This is a genomic window from Pseudomonas sp. PA-4-8C, from assembly GCF_021606625.1.
GTDB lineage: Bacteria > Pseudomonadota > Gammaproteobacteria > Pseudomonadales > Pseudomonadaceae > Aquipseudomonas > Aquipseudomonas lactis.
On the sequence record NZ_WKCD01000020.1, the window covers coordinates 25,110 to 47,954 of the forward strand.

22 protein-coding genes are annotated in these 22,845 nt (G+C 60.3%); 7 read left to right on the forward strand and 15 right to left on the reverse strand.

What is annotated here, in order from left to right; genetic code table 11:
* Positions 1 to 74: 74 nt before the first annotated feature.
* The 5 genes from rng to mreB form a co-directional block, all read right to left on the reverse strand.
* The gene (gene rng / locus GIW04_RS06145; protein ID WP_003188562.1) at positions 75 to 1,532 is read right to left on the reverse strand and encodes a ribonuclease G; all 1,458 of its coding nucleotides are present in this window, start codon (positions 1,530 to 1,532) and stop codon (positions 75 to 77) included.
* Between the two features lie 70 nt (positions 1,533 to 1,602).
* Positions 1,603 to 2,199, reverse strand: coding sequence for a Maf family protein (locus GIW04_RS06150; RefSeq protein ID WP_003188560.1), 597 nt, complete (start codon positions 2,197 to 2,199; stop codon positions 1,603 to 1,605).
* Positions 2,200 to 2,250: 51 nt separating this feature from the next.
* Complete coding sequence (gene mreD / locus GIW04_RS06155; protein ID WP_003188558.1) at positions 2,251 to 2,739, reverse strand: rod shape-determining protein MreD; 489 nt, start codon at positions 2,737 to 2,739, stop codon at positions 2,251 to 2,253.
* Complete coding sequence (gene mreC / locus GIW04_RS06160; RefSeq protein ID WP_120248661.1) at positions 2,739 to 3,827, reverse strand: rod shape-determining protein MreC; 1,089 nt, start codon at positions 3,825 to 3,827, stop codon at positions 2,739 to 2,741. Before mreC ends, mreD begins: the two co-directional genes overlap by 1 nt.
* Positions 3,828 to 3,966: 139 nt before the next feature.
* Positions 3,967 to 5,004 carry a rod shape-determining protein MreB gene (mreB, locus tag GIW04_RS06165; protein ID WP_002555108.1) on the reverse strand — a complete coding sequence of 346 codons (1,038 nt, stop codon included), beginning with the start codon at positions 5,002 to 5,004 and terminating at the stop codon, positions 3,967 to 3,969.
* A gap of 210 nt (positions 5,005 to 5,214) precedes the next feature.
* On the opposite strand from mreB, the gene gatC reads away from it, so the two are divergent.
* From gatC to GIW04_RS06195, 6 genes are all read left to right on the forward strand, one after another.
* Positions 5,215 to 5,502 (forward strand): Asp-tRNA(Asn)/Glu-tRNA(Gln) amidotransferase subunit GatC, encoded by a 288-nt coding sequence (gatC, locus tag GIW04_RS06170; protein ID WP_003188556.1) that lies wholly within the window; start codon positions 5,215 to 5,217, stop codon positions 5,500 to 5,502.
* A 16-nt stretch (positions 5,503 to 5,518) separates the two neighbouring features.
* Positions 5,519 to 6,970, forward strand: a complete 1,452-nt coding sequence (gene gatA / locus GIW04_RS06175; protein WP_047712591.1) for an Asp-tRNA(Asn)/Glu-tRNA(Gln) amidotransferase subunit GatA — start codon at positions 5,519 to 5,521, stop codon at positions 6,968 to 6,970.
* Positions 6,971 to 6,980: 10 nt separating this feature from the next.
* Positions 6,981 to 8,426 (forward strand): Asp-tRNA(Asn)/Glu-tRNA(Gln) amidotransferase subunit GatB, encoded by a 1,446-nt coding sequence (gatB, locus tag GIW04_RS06180; protein ID WP_003188551.1) that lies wholly within the window; start codon positions 6,981 to 6,983, stop codon positions 8,424 to 8,426.
* Between the two features lie 130 nt (positions 8,427 to 8,556).
* Positions 8,557 to 8,928, forward strand: a complete 372-nt coding sequence (locus tag GIW04_RS06185; RefSeq protein ID WP_003188549.1) for a septal ring lytic transglycosylase RlpA family protein — start codon at positions 8,557 to 8,559, stop codon at positions 8,926 to 8,928.
* Positions 8,929 to 8,978: 50 nt separating this feature from the next.
* The gene (locus GIW04_RS06190; protein WP_183043796.1) at positions 8,979 to 10,034 is read left to right on the forward strand and encodes a calcium/sodium antiporter; all 1,056 of its coding nucleotides are present in this window, start codon (positions 8,979 to 8,981) and stop codon (positions 10,032 to 10,034) included.
* Complete coding sequence (locus GIW04_RS06195) at positions 10,031 to 10,414, forward strand: carboxymuconolactone decarboxylase family protein (RefSeq protein WP_003188545.1); 384 nt, start codon at positions 10,031 to 10,033, stop codon at positions 10,412 to 10,414. Before GIW04_RS06190 ends, GIW04_RS06195 begins: the two co-directional genes overlap by 4 nt.
* A gap of 109 nt (positions 10,415 to 10,523) precedes the next feature.
* Here the strand turns inward: GIW04_RS06195 and GIW04_RS06200 are convergent, their stop codons facing one another.
* From GIW04_RS06200 to kdgD, 5 genes are all read right to left on the reverse strand, one after another.
* Complete coding sequence (locus GIW04_RS06200) at positions 10,524 to 11,465, reverse strand: AEC family transporter (RefSeq protein WP_003188544.1); 942 nt, start codon at positions 11,463 to 11,465, stop codon at positions 10,524 to 10,526.
* Positions 11,466 to 11,664: 199 nt separating this feature from the next.
* A complete protein-coding gene (garD, locus tag GIW04_RS06205; protein WP_120248660.1) occupies positions 11,665 to 13,218 on the reverse strand; it encodes a galactarate dehydratase in 1,554 nt (517 codons plus the stop codon).
* A 10-nt stretch (positions 13,219 to 13,228) separates the two neighbouring features.
* Positions 13,229 to 14,593: an MFS transporter gene (locus tag GIW04_RS06210; protein WP_003188541.1), complete on the reverse strand. Its 1,365-nt coding sequence runs from the start codon at positions 14,591 to 14,593 to the stop codon at positions 13,229 to 13,231.
* A 171-nt stretch (positions 14,594 to 14,764) separates the two neighbouring features.
* Positions 14,765 to 16,210: an aldehyde dehydrogenase family protein gene (locus GIW04_RS06215; RefSeq protein WP_120248659.1), complete on the reverse strand. Its 1,446-nt coding sequence runs from the start codon at positions 16,208 to 16,210 to the stop codon at positions 14,765 to 14,767.
* Positions 16,211 to 16,264: 54 nt separating this feature from the next.
* Positions 16,265 to 17,176 (reverse strand): 5-dehydro-4-deoxyglucarate dehydratase, encoded by a 912-nt coding sequence (gene kdgD / locus GIW04_RS06220; protein ID WP_003188537.1) that lies wholly within the window; start codon positions 17,174 to 17,176, stop codon positions 16,265 to 16,267.
* Positions 17,177 to 17,409: 233 nt separating this feature from the next.
* On the opposite strand from kdgD, the gene GIW04_RS06225 reads away from it, so the two are divergent.
* Positions 17,410 to 18,567, forward strand: coding sequence for a hypothetical protein (locus tag GIW04_RS06225; RefSeq protein WP_057710924.1), 1,158 nt, complete (start codon positions 17,410 to 17,412; stop codon positions 18,565 to 18,567).
* Between the two features lie 141 nt (positions 18,568 to 18,708).
* Here GIW04_RS06225 and GIW04_RS06230 read toward each other — a convergent pair whose 3' ends face one another.
* From GIW04_RS06230 to GIW04_RS06250, 5 genes are all read right to left on the reverse strand, one after another.
* The gene (locus tag GIW04_RS06230) at positions 18,709 to 19,458 is read right to left on the reverse strand and encodes a FadR/GntR family transcriptional regulator (RefSeq protein WP_003188534.1); all 750 of its coding nucleotides are present in this window, start codon (positions 19,456 to 19,458) and stop codon (positions 18,709 to 18,711) included.
* Positions 19,459 to 19,617: 159 nt separating this feature from the next.
* Positions 19,618 to 20,037 carry a ClpXP protease specificity-enhancing factor gene (locus GIW04_RS06235; RefSeq protein ID WP_003188531.1) on the reverse strand — a complete coding sequence of 140 codons (420 nt, stop codon included), beginning with the start codon at positions 20,035 to 20,037 and terminating at the stop codon, positions 19,618 to 19,620.
* 17 nt (positions 20,038 to 20,054) lie between these two features.
* A complete protein-coding gene (locus GIW04_RS06240) occupies positions 20,055 to 20,672 on the reverse strand; it encodes a glutathione S-transferase N-terminal domain-containing protein (protein ID WP_003188529.1) in 618 nt (205 codons plus the stop codon).
* Positions 20,673 to 20,819: 147 nt separating this feature from the next.
* Positions 20,820 to 21,599, reverse strand: coding sequence for a cytochrome c1 (locus tag GIW04_RS06245; RefSeq protein ID WP_003188528.1), 780 nt, complete (start codon positions 21,597 to 21,599; stop codon positions 20,820 to 20,822).
* Positions 21,599 to 22,810 (reverse strand): cytochrome b, encoded by a 1,212-nt coding sequence (locus GIW04_RS06250; protein ID WP_236478945.1) that lies wholly within the window; start codon positions 22,808 to 22,810, stop codon positions 21,599 to 21,601. Before GIW04_RS06250 ends, GIW04_RS06245 begins: the two co-directional genes overlap by 1 nt.
* Positions 22,811 to 22,845 lie beyond the last annotated feature (35 nt).

Sequence of the window (22,845 nt, forward strand, 5' to 3'; positions counted from 1 at the left end):
GGCGACCCTCAAAAAACAGTTAGCGGACGGCAGATCAAGGTCTGCCGGTCTCGAAGAAAGTGCACAGCTGGGGATCAGAGCAACACCACGTCGTATTGTTCCTGTGAATACATGGTTTCGACCTGGAAGCGAATGGTGCGACCGATAAAACTTTCCAGTTCGGCGACGTTACCGGACTCTTCGTCCAGCAGGCGATCCACCACCTTCTGATTGGCAAGTACTCTATAACCTTCGGCCTGGTAGGCGCGTGCCTCGCGCAGGATCTCGCGGAAAATCTCGTAGCAAACCGTTTCCGGGGTCTTCAATTTGCCGCGGCCCTGGCAACTGCTGCACGGTTCGCACAGTACCTGTTCAAGGCTTTCGCGCGTGCGCTTGCGGGTCATCTGCACCAGGCCCAGCTCGGTGATGCCGATGATGTTGGTCTTGGCGTGATCGCGTTCCAGTTGCTTCTCAAGCGTACGCAGCACCTGGCGCTGGTGCTCTTCATCTTCCATATCGATGAAGTCGATGATGATGATGCCGCCCAAGTTGCGCAGGCGCAGTTGGCGGGCAATAGCCGTGGCCGCTTCGAGATTGGTCTTGAAGATGGTTTCTTCAAGGTTGCGATGGCCCACGAATGCACCGGTATTGACGTCGATGGTGGTCATGGCTTCTGCCGGGTCTACCACCAGGTAGCCGCCGGACTTGAGTGGCACCTTGCGTTCCAGGGCTTTCTGGATTTCATCTTCAACGCCATACAGGTCGAATATCGGCCGCTCGCCGGGGTAGTGTTCCAGGCGATCGGCGATTTCTGGCATCAACTCGGCGACAAATTGCGTGGTGCGCTGGAAGGTTTCCCGCGAGTCGATGCGAATTTTCTCGATCTTCGGGCTGACCAGGTCGCGCAGCGTGCGCAGCGCCAGGCCGAGGTCTTCATAGATGACGCTGGGCGCGCCGATGGTCTTGATCTGTGCGTCGATCTGGTCCCACAGGCGCCGCAGGTAGCGAATATCCATGAGGATTTCATCCGCGCCAGCGCCTTCTGCGGCGGTGCGCAGGATAAACCCACCCGCTTCCTTGATGCCCTCGGCGGCGACGCAGTCGCTGACCACCTTCTTCAGGCGCTCGCGCTCGGCTTCATCTTCGATCTTCAGGGAAATGCCCACATGGGCGGTGCGCGGCATGTACACCAGGTAGCGCGAGGGAATCGACAACTGGGTGGTCAAGCGGGCGCCCTTGGAACCGATAGGGTCCTTGGTGACTTGCACCACCAGGCTCTGGCCCTCGTGCACCAGAGCGCTGATGCTTTCCACCGCAGGGCCCTCGCGCAGGGAAATTTCCGAGGCATGGATAAACGCTGCACGGTCCAGGCCGATGTCGACGAAGGCCGCCTGCATGCCCGGCAATACACGCACCACCTTGCCTTTGTAGATATTGCCGACGATCCCGCGCTTTTGGGTGCGTTCGACATGCACTTCTTGCAGAACACCGTTCTCTACCACCGCCACGCGCGATTCCATCGGCGTGATATTGATCAGAATCTCTTCACTCATGGCTGGGTCTCGTTCAGGCGTTTTCACAATAGTGACCGGTCGCTTAAGGCTTGGCGCTGGAATACGGCGTTCAGCACACGGTAAGGTTTTGCCAACAGGGTATGCCGAATTGGGCGAGCAGTTGCGCGGTTTCGCAGACTGGCAGGCCCACCACGGCGGAATAACTGCCATTAAGCCCGGCCACAAACACCGAACCCAGCCCTTGGATAGCATAGCCGCCAGCCTTGTCCTGCGGTTCGCCACTGTGCCAGTAGGTGGTAGCCTCCTGCACAGAAACCTCGCGGAAACGTACACGGCTGCTGACACATCGGGTTTCACATTGCTGGCCGTCGGTCAGGGCAATGGCGGTAAGCACTTCATGCTCGCGGCCGGAAAGGGCCATCAGCATGGCCAGTGCATCAGCCTGGTCCACCGGTTTGCCCAGGATCCGCCCGTCGACAATCACCGCCGTGTCAGCCCCTAGCACGCAGGTGTTTGAGGTGTGGCCAAGCGCAACAAAACCCGCCGTCGCCTTGCCCCGCGCAAGGCGCTCGACATAGGCAACGGCAGGTTCGTTGTTAAGGGGCGTTTCATCAATAGCGGCGCTGACCAGGGTAAAGGGCACACCGATCTGGACCAGCAGTTCACGTCGCCGCGGGGAGCCCGAGGCCAGATAAAGCGAATTCATTGCAGCCTCTCCCTGTGGGGTTCGATAACCAGGCAGAGCCTCGCAATCCATTCAATTGATTTTATAGCGACGACGCAGCCCACGCAGGCCAAAACTGATCCAGGGCCACAACAAGGCACTGACCAGCGCCGGCAAGACCAGCGCCAGGGTCGGCTGGCGGTTGCCAGTCAACGCGCTGAGCCACAGTTGCACCAACTGCGCCAGGCCGAAGATCACCAGGATCACCAAACACTGCTGCCACATCGGGAACATGCGCAAGCGCTGTTGCAACGACAGCACCAGAAAGGTAATCAGGGTCAGGATCAATGCGTTCTGGCCCAGCAAGGTGCCATACAGCACATCTTCGGCCAACCCCAGGCACATCGCCGTGACCATGCCCACCTTGTGCGGCAGGTTCAATGACCAGAACGCCAGCAACAAGGCCAGCCAGAGCGGGCGCAGGATTTCCATAAACTGCGGCAGCGGCGAAACGCTGAGCAGCAAGCCGATGGCGAAGGTCAGCCAGACGATCCAGCCATTGCGTGAATGAGTACCGGCCATTATTGCTCCCTCTGCCGTGTGGTGGTCGGAGCGGTGCTCGGCGCAGTAGCCGGGGGTTTGGCTACAGGCGGCTTAGCCGGGCGCGCGTTGTGCGCTGCCGGTTGAGCGGGCGTTGCCGCCGGTGCCGGTGCAGTTGTTGCCGCAGGGGCAGGCGGACCGACGAAAGCCGGTTTCGGCACCGTGGCCGGCACGATAGGCGCGGTACCATTCTGCTGGTCTTCCGCTTCCTGGGCCTGGGCGGCGTCGTTGGCGCGCTCTTCCGGGGTGCGGTTGTCGCTGAACACCAACAGCAGGTAACGGCTGCGGTTCAGCGCGGCAGTCGGTACCGCCCGAACGATAGCGAACGGCTGGCCGGAATCATGGATCACCTCTTTGACCGTCGCCACCGGATAACCCGCCGGGAAGCGCTGGCCCAGGCCAGAACTGACCAGCAGGTCGCCTTCCTTGATATCCGCAGTGTCGGCCACATGGCGCAGCTCCAGGCGTTCCGGGTTGCCGGTGCCGCTGGCAATCGCGCGCAGGCCGTTACGGTTGACCTGTACCGGGATGCTGTGGGTGGTGTCCGTCAGCAACAGCACCCGCGAGGTGTAGGGCATCAACTCCACCACCTGGCCCATCAGGCCACGGGCGTCGAGCACCGGCTGGCCAAGCACCACACCGTCGCGCTCACCCTTGTTGATGATGATGCGGTGGGTAAAGGGGTTGGGGTCCATGCCGATCAGTTCGGCCACTTCGACCTTTTCGTTGACCAGCGCGGAAGAATTGAGCAACTCGCGCAGCCGAACGTTCTGCTCGGTGAGGGCCGCCAGCTTTTGCATGCGCCCCTGCAACAGCAGGTTTTCAGTCTTGAGTTTTTCGTTCTCGGCGACCAGTTCGGTGCGGCTGCCAAATTGGCTGGACACACCCTGGAATAGACGTTGCGGCAGGTCGGTGATCCAGTAGGTCTGCATCAACACCAGCGACATCTGGCTACGCACCGGCTTGAGCAGTGCAAAGCGGGCATCGACCACCATCAGCGCGACCGAAAGCACGGTCAGCACCAATAAGCGCACACCCAATGAGGGGCCTTTGGCGAAAAGCGGTTTAATAAGCCGCTCCTCCCAGGCAAATGTTCTCTTTATTCATACGGCATCAAACCGGCCTGGATGCAGATTGAAGAAGATAAACGCCAACAGGCAGCACTGCAAAGTGCTGCCTGCCGACGAAGCATGAACCATCCAGGCAATCTTATTCGCTGGAGAGCAGGTCCATGGTGTGTTTATCCATCATTTCCAGCGCACGACCACCGCCACGGGCAACACAGGTCAGCGGGTCTTCGGCGACGATCACCGGCAGGCCGGTTTCCTGGGCCAGCAACTTGTCGAGGTCGCGCAGCAAGGCGCCACCACCGGTCAGTACCAGGCCACGCTCGGCGATATCGGAAGCCAGCTCCGGCGGCGATTGCTCCAGGGCGCTTTTCACGGCCTGAACGATGGTGGCCAGGGACTCCTGCAGAGCCTCCAGCACTTCATTGGAGTTCAGGGTGAAGGCACGTGGAACGCCTTCGGCCAGGTTGCGACCGCGCACATCGACTTCGCGCACTTCGCCGCCTGGGTAAGCGGTGCCGATTTCCTGCTTGATGCGCTCGGCGGTGGATTCGCCGATCAGGCTGCCGTAGTTACGACGCACATACGTGATGATCGCTTCGTCGAAACGGTCGCCGCCCACGCGTACGGATTCGGCATACACCACACCGTTCAGGGAAATCAGGGCGATTTCGGTGGTACCACCACCGATATCCACCACCATCGAACCGCGTGCTTCTTCAACCGGCAGGCCGGCACCGATCGCAGCGGCCATCGGCTCTTCGATCAGGAAGACTTCACGGGCACCGGCGCCAAGGGCCGATTCACGGATGGCGCGACGCTCAACCTGGGTGGACTTGCACGGAACGCAGATCAGCACGCGAGGGCTGGGCTGCAGAAAACTGTTTTCGTGAACTTTGTTGATGAAGTACTGCAGCATCTTTTCGCAGACGCTGAAATCGGCGATCACGCCATCCTTCATCGGACGAATGGCAGCAATATTGCCTGGTGTACGGCCGAGCATGCGCTTGGCCTCGGTGCCAACGGCAACGACACTTTTCTGATTACCATGGGTCCGAATGGCCACAACCGATGGCTCATTCAGAACGATACCGCGCTCGCGCACGTAAATAAGGGTGTTGGCAGTGCCCAGGTCAATGGAGAGATCGCTGGAAAACATGCCACGCAGTTTCTTGAACATGGGGAAAGGACCCTAGGCAACGCGTGGGTAAAAAAGTGCGGCAAACTCTAACAACGACAGGGATTTTGGGCAAGGCGCCAATGTGCTAAATTGGCCGACTTTCTGTGCACCAACCCCCACAATCGCGGCCTTATGACCGTAGAAATGCGGTAGTGTTCCGACAATCTAACACACGGACGCCCTCCGTTCTGTTTTCCACTGGAGAATCCCATGGCGCTTGAACGCTCCGACGTGGAAAAAATCGCACATTTGGCCTCGCTTGGCCTTAATGATGCCGATCTTCCACAGACCACCGCAGCCCTGAACAGCATTCTCGGGCTGGTCGACCAAATGCAAGCCGTGAATACCGACGGCATCGAGCCCCTGGCTCACCCACTGGAAGCCAGCCAGCGCCTGCGCGCAGACGTCGTGACCGAACGCAATAATCGCGAGGCCTACCAGTCCATCGCGCCAGCGGTCGAAAACGGCCTGTACCTGGTTCCGAAAGTCATCGACTAAAGGGAAAGAGCCTTTCATGCATCACATGACTCTGGCCGAGATCGCCCGCGGTCTCGCCGACAAATCGTTTTCCAGCGAAGAGCTGACCCAGACCTTGCTGGCGCGTATCGCCGCGCTCGATCCGAAGGTCAACAGCTTCATCAGCCTCACCGAGGAGCTGGCCCTGAGCCAGGCCAAGGCCGCCGACGCCCGTCGCGCCAACGGTGAGAACGGCGCGCTGCTTGGCGCACCGATCGCCCACAAGGACCTGTTCTGCACCCAGGGCATTCGCACCAGCTGCGGCTCGAAGATGCTCGACAACTTCAAGGCGCCCTACGACGCCACTGTGGTCGCCAAGCTGGCCGCTGCCGGTGCCGTGACCCTGGGCAAGACCAACATGGACGAATTCGCCATGGGCTCGGCCAACGAGTCGAGCTACTACGGCGCGGTGAAAAACCCGTGGAACCTGGAACACGTGCCGGGTGGTTCGTCCGGTGGTTCGGCGGCGGCCGTGGCCGCGCGCTTCCTGCCCGCCGCTACCGCCACCGACACTGGCGGTTCGATCCGCCAGCCAGCGGCCTTCACCAACCTCACCGGCCTGAAGCCGACCTACGGTCGTGTGTCTCGCTGGGGCATGATTGCCTATGCGTCCAGCCTCGATCAGGGCGGCCCGTTGGCACGCACCGCTGAAGACTGCGCAATATTGTTACAAGGCATGGCAGGCTTCGATAAACAGGACTCCACTAGCATCGACGAGCCCGTGCCGGACTACAGCGCCAGCCTGAACACCTCGATCAAGGGCCTGCGCATCGGCGTGCCGAAGGAATACTTCAGCGCCGGCCTCGACCCGCGTATCGCCGATCTGGTGCAAAACAGCATCAAAGAGCTGGAAAAACTTGGCGCCGTGATCAAGGAAATCAGCCTGCCGAACAACCAGCATGCGATTCCCGCCTACTACGTGATCGCGCCAGCAGAGGCGTCTTCCAACCTGTCGCGTTTCGACGGCGTGCGCTTCGGCTATCGCTGCGAAAACCCGAAAGACCTCACCGACCTGTACAAACGCTCCCGTGGCGAAGGCTTCGGCAGTGAAGTGCAGCGCCGAATCATGGTCGGCGCCTACGCCCTGTCGGCCGGCTACTACGACGCGTACTACCTCAAGGCGCAAAAAATCCGTCGCCTGATCAAGAACGACTTCATGGCCGCCTTTGAAGAAGTCGATGTGATCCTCGGCCCGACCGCGCCGAACCTGGCGTGGAAGATCGGCGCCAAGACCGGCGACCCGATCGCCGAGTACCTGGAAGACCTCTACACCATCACCGCCAACCTCGCGGGCTTGCCGGGCTTGTCCATGCCCGCAGGTTTCGTCGATGGCCTGCCGGTGGGCGTACAATTGCTCGCCCCGTATTTCCAGGAAGGCCGCCTGCTCAATGTGGCGCACCAGTACCAGTTGAACACCGACTGGCACACCCGCACCCCTACCGGCTTCTGAGGAGAACACTATGCAATGGGAAGTTGTGATCGGGCTGGAGATTCATACCCAGCTCGCCACCCAATCGAAGATTTTCTCCGGTAGCGCCACCACGTTCGGCTCTGAGCCCAATACCCAGGCCAGCCTGGTAGACCTGGGCATGCCCGGCGTGCTGCCGGTGCTGAACCAGGAAGCGGTGCGCATGGCGGTGATGTTCGGCCTGGCGATTGACGCCGAGATCGGCCAGCACAACGTGTTTGCGCGCAAGAACTACTTCTACCCGGACCTGCCCAAGGGCTACCAGATCAGCCAGATGGAACTGCCGATTGTCGGCAAGGGCCACCTGGACATTCCCCTGGAAGACGGCACCATCAAGCGCGTCGGCGTCACCCGTGCGCACCTGGAAGAAGACGCCGGCAAAAGCCTGCACGAAGAATTCCCGGGCGCTACCGGTATCGACCTGAACCGTGCCGGCACGCCGCTGCTGGAGATCGTGTCCGAGCCGGACATGCGCAGCGCCAAGGAAGCCGTGGCCTACGTCAAGACCATCCACGCGCTGGTGCGCTACCTGGGCATCTGCGACGGCAACATGGCCGAAGGCTCGCTGCGTTGCGACTGCAACGTGTCGATCCGCCCCAAGGGTCAGGTTGAGTTCGGCACCCGCTGCGAGATCAAGAACGTCAACTCGTTCCGCTTCATCGAGAAGGCGATCAACAGCGAAGTACGTCGCCAGATCGAGCTGATCGAAGACGGCGGCAAGGTGATCCAGCAAACGCGCCTGTACGACCCGAACAAAGACGAAACCCGCGCCATGCGCAGCAAAGAGGAAGCCAACGACTACCGCTACTTCCCCGACCCGGACCTGTTGCCGGTGGTGCTGGAGGATTCCTTCCTCAATGACATCCGCGCCACCCTGCCGGAACTGCCGCAGCAAAAACGCGAACGCTTCCAGGAACAGTTCGGCCTGTCGGTCTACGATGCCAGCGTATTGGCTTCCAGCCGCGAACAAGCCAACTACTTCGAAAAAGTCGTGAGCATTGCCGGCGACGCCAAGCTGGCGGCCAACTGGGTGATGGTCGAGCTGGGCAGCCTGTTGAACAAACAGGGCCTGGAAATCGACGAAGCGCCGGTCACCGCCGAACAACTGGGCGGTATGCTGCTGCGCATCAAGGACAACACCATCTCCGGCAAAATTGCCAAGACCGTGTTCGAAGCGATGGCCGCCGGTGAAGGCAGTGCCGACGAGATCATCGAAAAGCGTGGCCTCAAGCAAGTCACCGACAGCGGCGCTATCTCGGCCGTACTCGATGAAATGCTCGCGGCCAATGCCGAGCAGGTCGAGCAATACCGCGCGGCGGACGAAGCCAAGCGCGGCAAGATGTTCGGCTTCTTTGTCGGCCAGGCGATGAAAGCCTCCAAGGGCAAAGCCAACCCGCAACAGGTGAACGAACTGCTCAAAAGCAAGCTCGAAGGCTGATCCATGATCGTTCCCACGCTCTGCGTGGGAACGTCTCACGGGACGCTCCGCGTCCGCTTTTGTGACGCGTATCGTCACCAGCTGCAATCCCACGCAGAGCGTGGGAACGATCCAACGGGGACATCTTGAAATGAAGCGTCTACTCGGCCTCCTGGCCTTGTCCTCCCTGCTGGCCGGTTGCGCCAGCGGCCTCATCGACCCCAACGGCTACGACGAAACCGGCACCGCGTCCTATTACGGCGCCAAGCACCATGGCAAGAGAACTGCCAGCGGTGAACCTTTCAACCAGAACGCCTTGACCGCCGCCCATCGGCGCCTGCCCTTCGGCACCCAGGTCAAGGTGACCAACCTCGACAACAACCGTTCTGTCGTGGTGCGTATCAATGATCGCGGCCCGCATACCCGTGGCCGCCTGATCGACCTTTCACGCAAGGCTGCCGAGCAACTGCGCATGCTGAGCAGCGGCACCGCGCGGGTTCGCGTGCAAGCCCTGAACAACTGATCGAGGCAGCCTTGAGCATTTTCGGATTGAACGCCCTATCGCCCTGGAGCCTGCTCGAACTGGTGGGCGGCCTGATCTTGCTGATCGTCGGCGCTGAAATCCTGGTGCGCGCTGCGGTGCGCCTGGCGGCCAGCCTCAAGGTGCGGCCACTGATCATCGGCTTGAGCATCGTCGCCTTCGGCAGCAGTGCGCCGCAGATGACCGTCAGCCTGCAGGCCACGCTGGCCGGTAACACGGACATTGCCGTGGGCAGTGTCATCGGCAGCAGCATCTTCAATATCCTCGTGACCCTGGGCTTGTCCGCACTGATCATTCCACTGCGAGTCTCGCGGCAGCTGGTGCGCGTGGATATCCCGGTGATGATCGTCGCCGGCCTGCTGGTGTTTATCCTGGCCGCCAATGAAATGCTGACGCCCTTCGATGGCGCCGTGCTGCTGGTGGCGCTGCTGGCTTACCTGGGCGTATTGCATTACCAGACACGCCACTCCCGCCGCCCGCGCACCCTCGACACCGTGGCCAAAGCGCCATGGCTGAGCAGTGTACTGCTGATGCTCGGCGGCTTGCTGGTGCTGGTGCTGGCCGGGCATTTGTTGCTCGGCGCAGCGGTTGAGGTGGCGGGCGATCTCGGATTATCGGAGCGCGTCATCGGCCTCACGTTGATCGGCGTCGGCACCTCGCTGCCGTGCCTGGCCACGTCGCTGATCGCCGCCTTGCGTGGCGAACGGGAGATCGCCGTGGGCAACGTGATCGGCAGCAACCTGTTCAACCTGCTCGGCGTGCTGGGTTTTACCGCCCTGGTGGCGCCGACACCGCTGTCGGTATCGCCCAACGCCCTGGACTTCGATTTACCGGTGATGCTCGGCGCCATCATCCTGTGCCTGCCGGTGTTCTATACCGGCTACCGGGTAACACGCATCGAAGGGGTGGTGCTGCTGGGGCTGTACCTGGCCTACGGCCTGCATGTGATGGCGTTCACCACCGGCATGCCGCTGGCCAACAAGCTTGAACAATTGATGCTGTATTACGTCCTGCCGGCGTTAGGCGCTCTGCTGTTATTCACCTCACTGCGCGCCTGGCACCGCCAACACAAGAGGGAATCGCAATGACCGATCAGAAAAAGCCAGGGGTTGAAGTGCGTCGCCAAGTCATGGGCGATGCGTTCGTCGACCGCGCCCTGGGCAATGCAACGGCGTTCACCCAACCGCTGCAGGACTTCGTCAATGAGCACGCGTGGGGCAGCGTCTGGAACCGCGAAGGCTTGCCACTCAAGACCCGCAGCCTGATCACCCTCGCCGCCCTCACCGCCCTCAAGTGCTCGCAGGAACTCAAGGGGCATGTGCGCGGTGCGCTGAATAATGGCTGTACGGTTGAAGAGATTCGCGAAGCGCTGCTGCATTGCGCGGTGTATGCCGGGGTGCCGGCGGCGATTGATGCATTTCGGGCGGCGCAGGAAGTGATTGAGGCGTATCAGGCCGATCAGCAGTGACTGCCAGATAGCTATCGCAGGCAAGCCAGCTCCCACATGTGGATGTGTGAATACCTTCAAGTGTGGGAGCTGGCTTGCCTGCGATGGGGCCTTAAGCTGCCCGCCTATTTCAGATCCAACCACCCGCCTGCAACACAAAAATCCCGATATTCGTGGTCACCGCCGCCATCAGCGTGGTGATCACGATAATCGCCGCCGCCAGTTCATGATTCCCTTCCGCCGCCCGAGCCATCACAAAGCTCGCGGCCGCAGTCGGCGCGCCGAAATACAGGAACAGAATCCCCAACTCCGGCCCTCGGAACCCCAGCAACCACGCGCCCAGAGTCGCGATCACCGGGAGCCAGATCATCTTCATCAGGCTTGCGCTCAACGCCATGTTGCCGCTCTTGCGCAACGCGGCCATGGACAAGGTGCCGCCGATGCAAATCAACGCCAACGGCAGCGTGGTGTCGGACAGGTACTGCAAGGATTTCTCAAGCCAGCCGGGCACGCCGATCTGGAAGTACGCGAACGGCGTGGCGACGATCACGCTGATAATCAGCGGGTTGGCCAATACGCTTTTGAAGATGCTCCACGGGTCGGACTTGATCACCGGGCTATACACCGCCAGCACAATGGTCGACAGCGTGTTGTAAAAGAGGATCACCAGCGCGGCGAGGATCGCGCCCAGGGATATGCCGTAGTCGCCGTACATACTGGCCGCCAGCGCCAGGCCGATGACCCCGTTATTGCCACGAAACGCACCCTGGGCGTAGATGCCTCGGTCTTCGCGCTTGCAACGAAAGATCGCCCAGCCCCAGGCCATGGCAAAGCTCACCAAGGTGGCGACGCAAAAGTAGATCAGCAGCCCCGGTTTGAGCGCCGAGTGCAGGTCGGCATGCAGAATGCCCAGGAACAGCAGCGCCGGCATGGCAACGTTGAACACCAGGGACGATGCGGTGTGGATAAAGTTGTCGTTGATCCAATTGATGCGCTTTAGAAACACGCCCAGGAACAGCATGGCAAACACCGGCGCGGTGATGGTGAGGGTGGTGAGGAAGATTGCCAGCATGCCGGGGAGAACCTTGGTGGGCGTCGTTAGTTGGCTAATGATAAGCCAGTACGAGCGGGTTCGTGTGGGCAACGCACTTCAAATGTAGGAGCGAGCTTGCTCGCGAAAAACTCCCAGGCGCCGCGTTCATTCAGTTAACACGCGTTATCGTTGACGTTTTTCGCGAGCAAGCTCGCTCCTACAGGGTTAGCGCCTGGTTTCAGGTAATCGGCGCCGGGTTGAACAGCGTGATGTCGTTATGCAGCTTGTGCCGCTCTGCCCAGGTCAGCTTCTTGCCGCTGGCCACATCCAGATAGAAGTGGAACAGCTCCCACCCCAGCTCCTCGATGCTCGCGCGCCCCGTGGCAATGCGCCCGGCGTCGATGTCAATCAGGTCAGGCCAACGCTGGGCCAGCTCGGTGCGGGTGGAGACCTTCACCACCGGTGCCATCGCCAGCCCGTACGGCGTGCCGCGCCCGGTGGTGAACACGTGCAGGTTCATCCCCGCCGCCAGTTGCAAGGTGCCGCAGACAAAATCACTGGCCGGTGTGGCGCAGAAGATCAGGCCCTTTTCCTTGAAGCGTTCCCCAGGGCCAAGCACACCGTTGATCGCACTGCTGCCGGATTTGACAATGGAGCCCAACGACTTCTCGACAATATTCGACAGCCCGCCCTTCTTGTTACCCGGCGTAGTATTGGCGCTACGGTCCGCCTCGCCCTTGGCCAGGTAACGGTCGTACCAGTCCATTTCCCTGACCAGCTCGCGGGCGACGTCTTCGTTTTGCGCGCGTGAAGTCAGCAGGTAAATCGCATCGCGCACTTCAGTCACTTCGGAAAACATCACCGTCGCGCCGGCGCGCAGCAATAGGTCCGAGGCATAGCCCAGCGCCGGGTTGGCGGTGATGCCGGAAAACGCATCGCTGCCGCCGCACTGCATGCCCAGGATCAACTCGGAGGCCGGCACGGTTTCGCGGCGACGCTGGTCGAGTTTTTTCAAGCGCACGTCGGCCAGGGCCATGATCTGCTCGATCATTTCGGTAAAGCCGTGGCTGGAATCCTGCAGGCGATACAGCCACGGCTCGCTCAGGTCTACAGAACTGTCGTTGTCGTGCATCACCTGGCCGGCCTGGAGCTTTTCGCAGCCCAGGCTGATCACCAAGGCTTCGCCGCCCAGGTTGGGGTTGCGCGCCAGGTTGCGCACGGTGCGGATGGGGATGTAGGCATCCGTCGCCGTAATCGCCACGCCGCAGCCATAGCTGTGGGTCAGCGCCACCACGTCATCGACATGCGGGTAGTTGGGCAGCAACTCGTCCTTGATGCGCTTGACCGCATGGTCCAGCACGCCCGTGACGCATTGCACGGTAGTGGTAATGCCGAGGATATTGCGCGTGCCCACGGTGCCGTCCGCATTGCGATAGCCCTCGAAGGTAAACCCCTCCAGGGGTGCCTGGGTTTCAGGCACCTCGGTGGACAGCGGCAAGCTGTCCAGCGGCGGTGCGGTGGGCATGCGCAACTGGTCCTCCTGCACCCAACTGCCGCGGGGAATCGGCGCCAGGGCATAACCGATGGTCTGGCCGTAGCGAATAATCTGGCCGCCCTCGGGGATGTCTTCCAGGGTCACCTTGTGGCTCTGCGGGATGAAATCCACGGTGACCAGGCCGTCGGGAAACTCGGTACCGGCGGGCACCCCTTGATCGTTCACCACGATCACCACATTGTCGCGCTCGTGCAAACGGATCGAGCGCGGCGAGTCGGCATGTTCAATCAACTGCATCACACGAACCTCAGGAATGCGCTTGAGAAAGGTTGGTCAACTCAGGGCCCTGGGTAGGCGGCTCCTTGAGCACCACACGCTTGATCGGGCCGACAATCACCAGGTAACTGAACACCGCCACCAGCGCGTTGGCGCCAACGAACACCAGGGCCCATTTGAACGAGCCGGTGGTGCTGATGATGTAGCCAATCACAATCGGCGTGGTGATCGACGCCAGGTTACCGAAGGTGTTGAACAAGCCGCCACTGAGCCCGGCGATTTGTTTCGGTGAGGTGTCGGACACCACCGCCCAACCCAGTGCGCCAACGCCTTTGCCGAAGAAGGCCAAGGCCATGAAGCCCACCACCATCCATTCGATGTCTACGTAATTGCAGGCCACGATGCTGCTGGAAATCAGCAGGCCACCGATGATCGGCGCCTTGCGCGCGAAGGTCAGCGAATGGCCTTTGCGCAGCAGGTAGTCGGAAATCACCCCACCGAGCACCCCGCCGATAAAACCGCAGATCGCCGGTAACGAAGCAATGAAACCCGCCTTGAGGATGGTCATGCCACGCTCCTGCACCAAGTACACCGGAAACCAGGTCAGGAAAAAGTAGGTGATGCCGTTGATGCAGTACTGGCCCAGGTAGACGCCGAGCATCATGCGGTTGGTCAGGAGCTGACGGATGTAATCCCACTTCGGCCCGTCGGTTTTCTTACCCTTGCCCTTGTCCTGGTCCATGTCGACCATCGCGCCATTGGCCGCGATGTGATTGAACTCGGCCTCGTTGATCATCGGATGCTGGCGCGGGCTGTGGATAACTTTCAGCCAGATCAGCGAGAACACAATGCCGATCACGCCCATCACAATAAACACGTGCTGCCAGCCGAAGCGATAGACGATCCAGCCCATCAAGGGCGCGAACAGCACCGTGGCGAAGTACTGGGCCGAGTTGAAGATCGCCGACGCAGTGCCGCGTTCAGCCGTAGGAAACCACGCCGCAACAATACGGGCATTTCCCGGAAACGACGGCGCCTCGGCCAAGCCCACCATGAAGCGCAGCATAAACAGCGCGACCACCGCAGTGGAGACGCCAAACTCACCGACGTAGCCTTGCAGCACGGTGAACAGCGACCAGGTGAAGATGCTCAGGGCATAGACTTTTTTCGAGCCGAAACGGTCGAGCAGCCAGCCACCGGGAATTTGCCCGGCCACGTAGGCCCAACCGAATGCAGAGAAGATATAACCGAGGGTGACCGCGTCGATACCGAGGTCTTTTTGCAGGCTGGAGCCGGCGATAGCGATGGTGGCCCGGTCGGCGTAGTTGATCGTGGTCACCAGGAACAGCATGAGCAGGATCAAATAGCGGACGTGGGTCGGCTTGGTCGCTTGCATGTAGAAGTACTCCCACTAATTATTTTTTTTGCGGGTAATGATTTTTTGTTTTTCCTGTGGGAGCCGGGCTTGCCCGCGATGCAGGCACCTCGGTGTGTCAGCTAGACCGAGGTGATGCTATCGCAGGCAAGCCAGCTCCCACATAAGGCCGGTGCCACAGGGTGCTGCGTGTTACGAACCGATGTAGCTGGTTTTCACCACGGTGTAGAACTCTTGCGCATAGCGACCTTGCTCACGCGAACCGTAGGATGAGCCCTTACGGCCACCAAATGGAACGTGGTAATCCACCCCCGCCGTCGGCAGGTTGACCATCACCATCCCGGCCTGGGAGTGGCGCTTGAAGTGGTTGGCATATTTGAGCGAGGTGGTGGCGATGCCGGCCGACAAGCCGAACTCGGTGTCATTAGCCATGGCCAGCGCGGCCTCGTAGTCGGCCACGCGCACCACGTTGGCCACCGGGCCGAAGATCTCTTCACGGCTGATGCGCATCGCCCCTTCACTGTCGGCAAACAGTGTGGGCGCCAGGTAATAGCCTTCGGTGTCGCAGGTGACCAGGCCGCCACCGCTCACCAGCCGGGCGCCTTCGCTCTGGCCGATGTCGATGTATTTCATGTCCTGATCCAACTGGGCCTGGGACACCACCGGGCCAATGTCGGTGCCGCTATTCAACGCGTGGCCGACCTTGATCGACTTCATGCGCTCGGCCATGGCGGCGACGAACTGGTCGTGAATCCCGGCAGTAACAATCAAACGGCTCGAGGCGGTGCAACGCTGGCCGGTGGAGTAAAACGCACTCTGGACCGACAGCTCGACAGCTTGTTTGAGGTCGGCATCGTCGAGAATGATCTGCGGGTTCTTGCCACCCATTTCCAACTGCACCTTGGCCTGGCGCGAGACACAGCTGACGGCGATCTGACGCCCAACGCCCACAGACCCGGTGAAACTGATGCCATCGACTTTCGGGCTGTTGACCAGCACGTCGCCGACCACACGGCCACTGCCCATCACCAGGTTGAACACACCGGCAGGGAAGCCGGCGCGGGAGATGATCTCCGCCAAGGCCCAGGCACAGCCCGGCACCAGTTCGGCAGGCTTGATCACCACGCAGTTGCCGTAGGCCAGGGCCGGGGCGATTTTCCACGCGGGGATGGCAATCGGGAAGTTCCACGGAGTGATCAGGCCCACCACACCGAGGGCTTCGCGGGTCACTTCAACGTTGACGCCCGGGCGCACCGACGGCACGTAATCGCCCGACAGGCGCAGGCATTCACCGGCGAAGAATTTGAAGATATTGCCGGCACGGGTCACTTCGCCAATGGCTTCAGGCAGGGTCTTGCCCTCTTCCCGCGCCAGCAAAGTACCCAGCTCTTCACGACGGGCGAGGATTTCGCTGCCGACTTTATCCAGCGCATCGTGACGCGCCTGGATACCGGAGGTGGACCACGCCGGGAACGCGGCGCGGGCAGCGTCGATGGCCGCGTTGACTTGGGCCACGTCGGCTTTGGCGTATTCGCCAATGGCGTCGGACACATCCGACGGGTTGATATTGGTGCAGTAGTCGGCGCCGGTTACCCATTGGCCATTGATGTAGTTTTCAAAACGCTTTGCTTGGGACACGAATCTTCTCCTGACGCAAAAGGCCGCTGATTGCTCAGCGGCCTTGTGGATAATTTATTGCGCGCCTTGCTTGTCGATCAGCGCAGCAAGGGCTTCGTATTCTTCCGGCAGCAGGTCGGTCAGTGGCGTGCGCACGGGGCCGGCGTCATAACCGACGATTTTCGCACCAGCCTTGACGATGCTCACCGCGTAACCAGCCTTGCGGTTACGGATATCCAGGTACGGCAGGAAGAAGTCGTCGATGATCTTGCCAACGGTGGCGTGATCTTCGCGGGCAATGGCGTGGTAGAAATCCATCGCGGTCTTAGGGATGAAGTTGAACACCGCCGAGGAGTACACCGGCACGCCCAGGGCCTTGTAGGCTGCGGCGTAAACCTCTGCGGTCGGCAAACCACCGAGGTAACTGAAACGGTCGCCCAGGCGACGGCGGATCGACACCATCAACTCGATATCACCCAGGCCATCCTTGTAGCCGATCAGGTTCGGGCAGCGCTCGGCCAGACGCTCCAACAGCGGTGCGGTCAGGCGGCAGACGTTGCGGTTGTACACCACCACGCCGATCTTGACCGACTTGCACACGGCTTCAACGTGGGCGGCAACCCCGTCCTGGCTGGCTTCGGTGAGGTAGTGCGGCAGCAGCAGCAAACCTTTGGCGCCGAGGCGTTCGGCCTCTTGGGCGTACTCGATGGCCTGGCGGGTGGCACCGCCTACACCGGCCAGGATCGGCACGCTGGACGCACAGGTATCCACGGCGGTTTTCACCACCTGGGAATATTCGCTGGCCGCCAGTGAGAAAAACTCACCTGTGCCACCCGCGGCGAACAAGGCGCTGGCGCCATAAGGGGCCAGCCATTCCAGGCGCTTGATGTAACCCGCCTGGTGGAAATCACCCTGGGCGTTGAAATCGGTCACTGGGAAAGACAGCAGACCGTGGGAGAGGATGGACTTCAGTTCTTGTGGATTCATTATTCGAACACCCTGGGCGAAGACTTTCTAACGAAAGGTTGTTGTTGGTTTTGATGATGTCGTACGTCATCGTACAACTATAAATAAATTCGTCAACTGCAATTCATCCGGCGTACTCCTGCGAAGGCTTAAGACGCGGCTCTTGACGTAGGAAATTTCTCACCTATGATTCAGGTGACTGTATATGCATACAGTTATCACGGAAGATTCCTACGACATAGCAAGGAGCTAACATGTCAGGTCTTGAACTCGCAGCACCCGAAAAAACTCCGCCTACCCTGCGCTTCGAAGGCGGTGAACACACCGCCATCGGCGATGACACCCTGCTTCGCTTCAGCAAGGACGCCTCGGCCATTCCTGCGCGCCAAGTCGAACTGCACCTGCCCAACGGGCTTGCGCTGACCTATGGCCAAGTGATCGCCCTGGGCGGCGACTTCTATGGCATCCCCGGCCAACCGATCAGCGATGGCAATTCTCCGACCGAGCGCGTGCAACGCTTCACCGCGGCGTTCAATTCTCTCGCCGTGTTGCCTGCTTCACGGGAAGAAGCGCAGAAGATCCTGGCGGTGATGCAAAAGGAGATCAACGCCGTCAACCAGGCGATCAAGGACGGCAAACAGCCTCATGAAGCCTATGACGCCCTGGGAGATACGTTGTCCGAGGAGTGGAATCGCATAACCGGCGGCGGCAGTGCTGTTTCGGCCCTCGTACCGTTGGGCCGCTACCTGAAGCTGGCAGCGGACAACGCCGACCACTTCGGTGAATGGGCCCTGTCCGCCTATTTGGCCGGTCACGCAGCGGCTCTGCAACAGGCCGTGGTGGCTCATCAGACCGGCACCGACCAGGCCCTGGAATTGGCTTACGCCATGAACAGCTTTGCCGATCACTTTTTGACCGACCTGTTTTCCGCCGGCCACCTGCGGGTACCGCGCAAACAACTGGCGGCAGTGGTGACGCCAGGAGAACTCGGCTCGCTGATCAGCCGCTTCATGCACGATGAAGACAGTAAATTCGGGCTCAAGGTGCGCAATGCCATGGGCGCTCAGTGGCATGCCTACGGCGACAAGCGCTACTTCGACAGCATCGACGCCGACAATCGCGTGCAGGTCAAAGGGGCCGTACAGGCCTCGGCCGATGAGATCTTCGAAACCTTCATCAGCGGCATCGCGCCCTCCCCAGCTGAGTTCAAGGCACCGCTGTATGTGCCCGACCTGAACGCCGCGCAAAACCCGGCGAATAACTTCTCGCCGCTGTTCAAGATGGAGGGGGACAAGGTGCTGCGGCGCAAGGACGTCAATGATTTGAACGACAAGCACTGGACCAATGATTGGTGGGGATGGAGTACGTACTTATTGCTTAAGGACTACAAGCCAAACCAACCCGCCAACTAACGGCTGGCATGATCGTTCCCACGCTCTGCGTGGGAATACAGCCTATGACGCTCCGCGTCACCCTGCGAGGGCTTGAGAAATTCACGCGCATCGGGACGCGGAGCGTCCATAGAGGCGTTACCACGCAGAGCGTGGGAACGATCAGCCGCGCTGCGCCTCTGCCTCTTCATGGGCATGACGCAGCCGCTCACGGCTGTTGGTCAAATGCAGGCGCATGGCCGCACGTGCCGCATCCGAATCCTGGCGGGCAATCGCCTCATAGATTTCTTCGTGTTCGCGGCTCAAGCGGCTCATGTAGTGCTGTTGATCATCATGGGCCAGGCGCGCCGAATTCAGGCGGGTACGCGGAATGATGCTGGTGCCCAGGTGGGTCATGATGTCGGTGAAGTAGCGGTTACCGGTAGACAGTGCAATTTCCAGATGAAAGGCAAAATCCGACGCCACCGCATCGCCAGCGTGGGCCGCACTTTCATTCAAGGCATCGAGGGCCGCGCGCATGGCCGCCAGTTGCTCATCGCTGCGGCGCAAGGCAGCAAGGCCCGCAGACTCCACTTCCAGGCTGATACGCAACTCCAGAATCGCCAGCACATCACGCAAGGTCACCACGGTGGCAGGGTCTATGCGAAAACCGCTGGGGCTTGGCGTGTCCAGCACGAAGGTGCCGATACCGTGGCGAGTCTCGACCTGCCCCGCCGCTTGCAGGCGCGAGATGGCTTCACGCACCACCGTCCGACTGACGCCGTGGGCATCCATGATCGCCGACTCGGTGGGCAACTTGTCGCCGCGTTTGAGCTGGCCATCGCGGATCTGCTCGGACAACACCGTGACCAATTCCTGGGCAAGGCTGCGGCGCTTGCGGGGAAGACGTGGGGCGGCGCTGGCGTTTTCCATGATGAACCATCTTTCTCGACGAACTGAAGACCGCATCATAGCCCATGGTGGTTGTACGATCACCGTTCTGGCGCGACTTTCATCCATATCCTTCACGCAAAAAAAATGCCCCGACAGCTGTCGAGGCATTTTTCAGATGGGTCTGTAAGCGAAATCCGCCTACTTCACCACTTTCAAGCTTGGCCGACCGCTAGGGCGCGGCGGCTCGGCATCCGGTGGCGGTACATCATCACCGTCTTCGCCTTCAATCGTTTCGTCATCCTCTAAAGGCGACTCCAGATCGAACACCATGCCCTGGCCATTTTCCCGGGCGTAGATCCCGAGGATGGCACCGATGGGCACGAACAGCGTATGGGGCACACCGCCGAAACGCCCTTCGAAGCTCACCGCTTCGTTGTCCATGTGCAGGTGGCGCACGGCACTGGGCGATACGTTCAGCACAATTTGCCCGTCACTGGCAAAACCCTGGGGTACCTGAACCGCAGGAAATTCGGAATTGACCAGCATGTGCGGGGTGCAATCGTTGTCCACAATCCACTCATAGAGCGCGCGGACCAGGTAAGGTCGACTGGAGTTCATCAACGGCTCCTTAAGCCTTAGCGCATATCGCGTTCGGCGCCAGACAGACTCGCCTGGAAAGCCTCACGCGCAAACTGGCGCTCCATGTAATCAAGCAACGGCTTGGCCGGCCGTGGCAGTTCAATGCCCAGAATCGGCAAGCGCCAGAGTATGGGTAATAGGCAGCAATCCACCAAGCTTTGTTCCTCACTGAGGAAAAAAGGTTTATCGGCGAACAACGGCGAAACGCCGGTCAGGCTCTCGCGCAATTCCTTGCGCGCCTGCACACGAGCGGCTTCTTTGGAACGCGAATCCAGGATCACATCCACCAACCCGCACCAGTCACGCTGGATCCGATGGATCAGCAGGCGGCTGTTGGCACGCGCCACCGGGTACACCGGCAGCAAAGGCGGATGAGGGTAACGCTCATCCAGGTATTCCATCACCACGGTCGACTCCCACAACGCCAGGTCACGATCGACCAGGGTGGGCAAGCTGCCGTAAGGGTTCACTTCGATCAGCTTCGGCGGCTGACGGCCCGCCTCCACACTGATGATCTCGGCGCTGACACCCTTCTCTGCGAGCACGATGCGTACTCGGTGGGAATAGTGGTCGGCGGGGTCGGAGTAACAGGCCAACCGATTGGTCACGCCCATGGCGGTCCTCCTCGCTTGTTGAAATTATCGAAAGCTCAAAAACGAGCGCGCCCAGAAGCATCCCTGTAACGACCGGTTCAAACCGGCGCTACGTGTTCAGAGATGCCGCTGGGCGCGCAAGATTAACAGCAATTGCTTACGGTTGGATCAATGCACATCCTTCCAGTATTCACGCTTGAGCAAATAAGCGAATACGAAGAAGAAAGCCAGGTACAGCAAGACGTAGGTACCGATGCGCTGATGCTGCAGTTTGACCGGGTTGGCCGAGTAGGCCAGGAAGGTCACCAGGTTCTTGACCTTCTCGTCGAACTGCTCTTCGTTCAGCGTACCGGTCTTGGGCACGATGGTCAGTTGATCGCACGCTTCATGGGTCAGCGGCGTGCCGGTCAACGGATCATATTGCTTCTTGCCGTCTTCAACGACCTGAACCTGCTTGCATCCTACCACCTGGCGCCCCTGCAGGCCGACCAGAACGTTCGGCATGCCGACGTTCGGGAAGACTTTGTTGTTCACACCATAGGGGCGCGCAGGGTCTTCGTAGAAGGATTTGAGATAACCGTAGAGCCAGTCGGTACCGCGTACACGGGCCACCAGGGTGAGGTCGGGCGGTGCGGCGCCGAACCAGGTCTTGGCGTCGGCCGGCTGCATGCCGATGTTCATGTGGTCGCCGATCTTGGCACCCGTGAACACCGCGTGGCTGAGCATCACTTCATGGGGAATGCCCAAGTCATCGGCAACGCGCTCATACCGTTGGAACTTGGCGCTGTGGCACCCCATGCAGTAGTTGGTGAATGTACGCAGCCCATCCTGCATGGCGGCTTTGTCAGACACATCGATATCGACTTTTTCCAGCTCTGCGCCATGTTCGGCGGCGAAGGACAGTAGCGGCAGTGCCGCAAGCACGAATGCAACGAGTAATTTTTTCATCAGCCAGTCACCCTTTCCGGAACCGGTTTGGTCTTCTCGAGCCGGGTATAGAACGGCATCAGAATAAAGTAGGCGAAGTACAGGAAGGTGCAGACCTGCGACAGCAACGTGCGCTCAGGGGTAGGCGCCAATACGCCCAGCACGCCCAGGATCACGAACGAAATGCAGAACACCCACAGCCAGATCTTGCTCAGCCAGCCTTTGTAGCGCATCGACTTGACCGGGCTACGGTCGAGCCACGGCAGCACGAACAGCACCGCGATGGCCGCGCCCATGGCGATCACGCCCATGAGTTTGTCGGGGATCGCGCGCAAGATCGCGTAGAACGGCGTGAAGTACCAGACCGGGGCAATGTGCTCGGGTGTCTTGAAGGCATTGGCCTGTTCGAAGTTAGGCTTCTCCAGGAAATAACCACCCATCTCCGGGAAAAAGAACACGATCGAGCAGAACACAAACAGGAACACGACTACGCCGACAATGTCTTTCACGGTGTAGTACGGGTGGAACGGAATGCCATCCAGCGGGATGCCGTTCTCGTCCTTGTGCTTCTTGATGTCCACGCCATCCGGGTTGTTGGAACCCACTTCGTGCAGCGCCAGGATGTGCAGTACCACCAGGCCCAGGATCACGATCGGCAAGGCCACCACATGCAAGGCGAAGAAGCGGTTCAGGGTGATGCCGGAGATCAGGTAGTCACCACGAATCCACTGGGTCAGGTCGTTGCCGATCACCGGGATTGCGCCGAACAGCGAGATGATCACCTGGGCGCCCCAGTACGACATCTGGCCCCAGGGCAGCAGGTAGCCCATGAAGGCTTCGGCCATCAGCGCCAGGTAGATCAACATGCCGAAGACCCACACCAGCTCACGAGGCTTCTGGTACGAGCCGTAGAGCAGGCCGCGGAACATGTGCAGGTAGACGACGATAAAGAACGCCGACGCGCCGGTGGAGTGCAGCAGGCGCAGGATCGAGCCGTACTCGACGTCACGCATGATGTATTCGACAGAAGCAAACGCTTCTTCCGCCGACGGCGTGTAGCTCATCGTCAACCACACGCCAGTGACGATCTGGTTGACCAGCACCAACAGGGCCAGGGAGCCGAAGAAGTAGAAGAAGTTGAAGTTTTTCGGCGCGTAATATTTGCTGAGATGGTCTTCCCACATTTTAGTGGCGGGGAAGCGCGCATCCACCCCCACCATTAACTTTCTCATCATCTCCTCTTCTTTTTGTCGTCTCTTTTTCTAAT